Genomic DNA, 5,110 nt, shown 5'->3' on the forward strand with positions numbered 1-5,110 from the left:
CCCATGAATATGTGCGCATCAATGCTGAGTATCGCTCTTAGCTCTGGCATGTGGTTAAAAAAAAAGGCAAACCCTAGGGTTTGCCTTTTTTTATGGACCGCCATTAAGCGTCGTCCAAGCCCCTATTGATCAGGTTTTCCATCTCTTCGGAGAAGAAGTCATCCTCACTCAGGGCGGCGGGAAGCTTGTGGCCGCCACTGGCCCATTCGCCCAAATCGATTAGCCTGCAGCGCTCGGAACAGAAGGGTCGAAAGGCATTGGTCGCGTCGTATTGGGTTTTTTTCTGGCAGGTCGGGCAAAGAATAGTAGTCATGCATTCTCGAGTCAGGCTATTGGATTGTCGATAAGGTGACGGTGTAACCGTGTCACCCGCTCGTTCAGGTCGGTTAGATCGCCGCTGTTTTGAATAATATAATCGGCTCTAAGTCGCTTCTGATCTGCCGGCATTTGGCTGGCGATGATCGCGGCTATTGTATCAGGGGTTGAACCATCGCGCTGCAGTGCTCGCGCCATCTGCAAGTCAAGGTCGGTATCGACTAAGATCGTAGCGGCGCAGAGGGTTTCCAGCCGGTTTTCATACAGCAGCGGCGCCTCGAGAATTTGATAGGGCGAATCATTGGCCGACTCGGCCAGCCTGCGATTGATCTCCGAACGAATCATCGGATGCATACACTGTTCTAACCAAGCCTTGGCTGTAGAGTCCTGAAAGATCAGTTGCCGGAGCTTGGCGCGGTTAAGGTGTTCACCCTCAAGCAATTCCGGACCGAAGTGGTCCACAATTTGCGCGAGCACGGGGCTGCCAGGCTCGACCAGCTCACGCGCCACGCGATCGGCATCGACACAAATGATGCCCAGTGCCTGAAACATGCCAGCAACCGTCGACTTGCCGGCACCAATACCGCCGGTCAGGCCAATAATCAAACCAGATACCCCAGATACCAGTTCATTATGCTCTGGCCCCAAAAGATATAAACCAGGGCGGCGCCACAGAGGTAAGGGCCGAACGGTATAGGCACCTGTCGATCGCGGCCCAGACTGAGAATCATCACGATACCGACCACCGCGCCTACCAGGGAGGACAATAATATTATCAGTGGTAGAGCAATCCAGCCAAACCAGGCACCGAAGGCGGCAAACAATTTAAAGTCACCATAGCCCATGCCGTCCTTGCCGGTAAGCAGTTTAAAGAGCCAGTAAATTGACCAGAGGCTGAGATAGCCTGCGGCGGCACCGATAACGGCACTGTTCAAGCTCACTATGATCTCTTGGCTGTTTAGCAGCAAACCGGCCCAGAGCAGGGGCAGGGTGAGGCTGTCGGGCAGTAGTTGGGTATCGACATCGATTAGGGTCAGGGTCACCAACACCCAGACCAGCGGAATAAGGCATAGACTGGTTAGAGACCAGCCAAACTGCCAAGCAACCAGCGCCGAGAGTAAGGCCGTGATGAGCTCCACTGCTGGGTAACGGGCCGAAATAGGCTTGTGACAGGCCGAACATCGAGCTCGAAGCATCAGCCAGCTGATCAGCGGAATGTTCTCCCAGGCCCGAATCTTGTGGCCGCACTGCGGGCAACTGGAGTCCGGTGTGACCAGATTGTAAGTCGGTTCCCGTTGGAGTCGATCGAGTAGGTCTACGTCACTATTGAACTGAGCCACTTCCACCGCCCAGGCCTTGTGCATCATCGCCGGTAGGCGGTAGATGACAACATTGAGAAAGCTGCCGATCAGTAAACCGACAATAAAGACGGTTACTATCAAGGCGCTGGTGTTTGTGGACAGATAGTCAATCATCAGATAACGGAACCCATTTGGAAGATCGGTAGGTACATTGCCACCACCAGACCACCGACTATAATGCCCAAGAAGGCCATAATCAAAGGTTCCATCATCGAGGTCAGGCCATCGACCAGGGTATCGACCTCCTCTTCATAGATTTCAGCGGCCTTGCTCAACATATCATCGAGCGCGCCAGACTGTTCACCTATAGAGACCATCTGAATCAGCATGGCCGGGAAGACGCCGGTTTCCTTCATCGAACCGGCCAGTTCGGAGCCGGTTTCGACCTCGTTCTTTACTGCCATGATGGCATTTTCATAGATGATATTGCCCGAAGCACCGGCCGCGCTTTCCAAGGCGCTGACCAACGGCACACCGGCGGCAAAGGTAGTCGACAGGGTGCGCGCATAACGGGCCATGGCCGATTGATAAACGATAGGGCCGAATACCGGCAGCTTAACCGATAGGCGCTGTAAGGCATGACGAAACATCCGGGAACGCTGATGAGACTGCTGAAACCCGATAAACAAGGCCACCAGTATAATCCCCAACAAAATCCCGTTCGCCTGCAGCCAATTGGACATATCCATCACTACTTGGGTCGGTACCGGCAGGTCGGCGCCGAAGCTTTCAAACATATTGGCAAACACTGGCACAACCTTGAGCAATAGGATAGCCGTGACAATGGCGGCGATGGACATGATCGTCGCCGGGTACTTCATGGCCGATTTTACCTTCTTTTTCACGCTTTCGGACTTTTCCTGATACAGCGCGACCCGATTGAGCATGGTCTCCAATGCGCCGGCCTGTTCGCCGGAGTCAACCAGTGAGCAATAGAGATCGTCGAACTGCTTGGGGTGTTCCCGTAGGGCACTGGCAAAGCCGCCGCCGCCGGAGACACTAACGGCCATCTTGTTTACTAAGACCGCCATGGTCTTATTTTCCAGTCCTTCGGCGACGATCTCGAAGGATTTCATAAGCGGCACACCCGCCTTCATCATGGTCGCCATTTGCCGGGTGAACACGGCGATATCGCTGGTACCGATCTTTTGGCCGCCGAAGAGGGCTATGTCTTTGCGTTTTTTGGCCAGTTTTTTAACCCGAATAACACCCTGTTTGCGCAGTTCGGCTTTAATAAAAGAGGGGTTCGTGCCGCTAATCTCACCGCGTTTTAGCTTGCCGTTACGATCGAGCCCTTCGTAGGAGAATATAGAGGTCTTTACTGTTGCAGTTGCCATAACCAAACCACCTTTAATCGGTTGTAATTCTGTTTACTTCTTCCAGACTGGTGACGCCCGAGGCCGCCTTCACCAGACCCGAGATCCTTAGGCTGTTAAAGCCCTCAACCTTGAACTGTTCATTGAGTTGGATCGCGTTTCCCTCATCCATAATAATACGGGACACGTCTGGGGTGATGCGAACCACTTCATAAATACCAACACGGCCCTTGTACCCGCCGGTGCAACTGTCACAACCCTTGGGTTTGAAGATTGTCGCCGTCTGGGCCAACTCACTGGAAAAGCCGGCCTTTACCAGCTGCTCTGCGCTTAAGTCGGCCGGCTCCTTACACTTGCTGCACAGCCGGCGGGCCAAACGTTGGGCGATAATGAGATTGATGGTGGTGGCCAGGTTAAAGGATGGCACACCCATATTGAGCATCCGGGTAATGGTTTCTGCCGCGCTATTGGTGTGCAGTGTCGACATCACCATGTGACCGGTCTGGGCTGCCTTAATGGCGATGGACGCCGTTTCCAGGTCGCGGATTTCGCCGACCATAATGATATCCGGGTCCTGGCGCAAAAAAGAGCGCAGGGCCGAGGAGAAGTCCAGGCCGACCTTGGTGTTGACGTTGACCTGGTTAATACCCTCTAGATTGATCTCGACCGGATCTTCGGCGGTTGAGATATTAATACCGTCTTGGTTAAGAATATTAATGCCGGTATAGAGGGAGACGGTTTTACCCGAACCCGTTGGGCCGGTCACTAAAATCATGCCTTGGGGTTTATCGAGTGCTTTTAGATACATTTCTTTTTGCACCAGTTCATAGCCCAATGCGTCGATGCCCATCTTGGCTGACGAGGGATCGAGAATCCGCATAACGATTTTTTCGCCAAACAGCGTCGGCAGGGTGTTGACGCGGAAATCGATGGCCTTGGTTTTGGAAATTTTTAACTTGATGCGCCCGTCCTGGGGTACACGGCGCTCGGAAATGTCCAGATTCGACATTACCTTCAAGCGCGCCGACATCTTTGGCCCTAGGGCAATGGGTGGCTTGGCCGCGGTTTGTAAAATGCCATCAATGCGGAAGCGGACCCGATAAGACTTTTCATAGGGTTCAAAATGCAGGTCCGACGCGCCTTTTTTAATCGCACTGAGCAGCATCTGGTTGATAAAGCGCACCACCGGGGCATCGTCGCTGCCGTCACCAACGGCCTTATCCTCCGCGCGAGTTTGGGTGTCGACCACATCAAGATCGTCGAGTCCCTCATCCTCTAAGTTATCGAACGCATCGGAGGCGTCATCGGTGATTCGCTCAATAAAGCTGCGCAACTTATCTTCTTCGACCAAGATCGCATCGACACTTAGGCCGGTGTGGAACTTGATTTCATCGATGGCCACTAGATTGGTTGGATCCGAGACCCCGACAAACAGGCGGGTGCCGCGCTTAACCAGCGGAATGGCGTGATGGGCGATAATGAGATTGTTGGCGATCAGATCTTTTGGGAACAGCTCAATATCGAACGCGTCCAGGTCAAAAAAGGGCGTGCCAAATTCATCGGCGGCAATGACCGCAATCTTGCGCGCACCGATCAGGTCGTTTTCGACCAGATAGGGCACCAGGCCCTTTTTCGCTCTGCTGGCCTCGTTGGCCGCGCTTACGGCGGCCTCTTCAGATATGGACCCCTCTACTACCAGGCGCCGTGCCAGGCCCCCTAATGCCATCGTCATAACGCCTTCCCATTGCTCACCATGGTGCAAAGTATAGACCAGTCAACCAAGGCCGCGAACTTAAGTCCGGTTGCCGACCGGGCCCAAAGACGAAATTTGTCGACTGGCGCAGCTAGTGACAATTCAGGTCAGTTTTGTGCCCTAGTGAGCGATCTGACAGGTTCTCTGTCATGGGTGACAAAAATGATTTCTTGCGTCAAAGCGAAGCATATTGGGCTTAACCTGGGTGCTAGCGAACTTGGCATATGAAATGCAATCTTCAATTCGAGCTCAGATGTAATCGGACAGCTGAGTAGGCATATAATCACCTCTGGAGTCGTTACTATGAAGAAACAACAAGGTTTTACTTTAATCGAACTGATGATCGTTGTGGCGATTATCGGCAT

At 53.1% G+C, this 5,110-nt stretch carries 6 protein-coding genes; 1 reads left to right on the forward strand and 5 read right to left on the reverse strand.

The window, feature by feature from the left end:
* Positions 1–103: 103 nt before the first annotated feature.
* The 5 genes from AC4FIC_RS14935 to pilB are packed head-to-tail and all read right to left on the reverse strand — an operon-like array spanning position 104 to position 4,718.
* On the reverse strand, positions 104–313 hold the full coding sequence (locus AC4FIC_RS14935; RefSeq protein WP_100258014.1) for a DNA gyrase inhibitor YacG: 210 nt from the start codon (positions 311–313) through the stop codon (positions 104–106).
* A gap of 11 nt (positions 314–324) precedes the next feature.
* On the reverse strand, positions 325–921 hold the full coding sequence (gene coaE, locus AC4FIC_RS14940) for a dephospho-CoA kinase (protein ID WP_273285929.1): 597 nt from the start codon (positions 919–921) through the stop codon (positions 325–327).
* Entirely contained in the window at positions 918–1,790 is an 873-nt protein-coding gene (locus tag AC4FIC_RS14945; RefSeq protein ID WP_100258013.1) for a prepilin peptidase, read from the reverse strand. Before AC4FIC_RS14945 ends, coaE begins: the two co-directional genes overlap by 4 nt.
* Complete coding sequence (locus tag AC4FIC_RS14950; RefSeq protein WP_100258012.1) at positions 1,790–3,013, reverse strand: type II secretion system F family protein; 1,224 nt, start codon at positions 3,011–3,013, stop codon at positions 1,790–1,792. Before AC4FIC_RS14950 ends, AC4FIC_RS14945 begins: the two co-directional genes overlap by 1 nt.
* 13 nt (positions 3,014–3,026) lie before the next feature.
* A complete protein-coding gene (gene pilB, locus AC4FIC_RS14955; protein WP_273285930.1) occupies positions 3,027–4,718 on the reverse strand; it encodes a type IV-A pilus assembly ATPase PilB in 1,692 nt (563 codons plus the stop codon).
* Between the two features lie 330 nt (positions 4,719–5,048).
* Between pilB and AC4FIC_RS14960 the strand changes: the two genes are divergently transcribed.
* The coding region (locus AC4FIC_RS14960) for a type IV pilin protein (RefSeq protein WP_476195993.1) at positions 5,049–5,110 on the forward strand (62 nt) is incomplete at its 3' end.

This window comes from Reinekea sp. (assembly GCF_982785585.1).

Excerpts from the sequence above, each read along its gene's own strand:
- AC4FIC_RS14935 (WP_100258014.1), bottom strand. The coding sequence starts at position 313 with ATGACTACTATTCTTTGCCCGACCTGCCAGAAAAAAACCCAATACGAC.
- AC4FIC_RS14945 (WP_100258013.1), bottom strand. The coding sequence starts at position 1,790 with ATGATTGACTATCTGTCCACAAACACCAGCGCCTTGATAGTAACCGTC.
- AC4FIC_RS14950 (WP_100258012.1), bottom strand. The coding sequence starts at position 3,013 with ATGGCAACTGCAACAGTAAAGACCTCTATATTCTCCTACGAAGGGCTC.
- pilB (WP_273285930.1), bottom strand. The coding sequence starts at position 4,718 with ATGGCATTAGGGGGCCTGGCACGGCGCCTGGTAGTAGAGGGGTCCATA.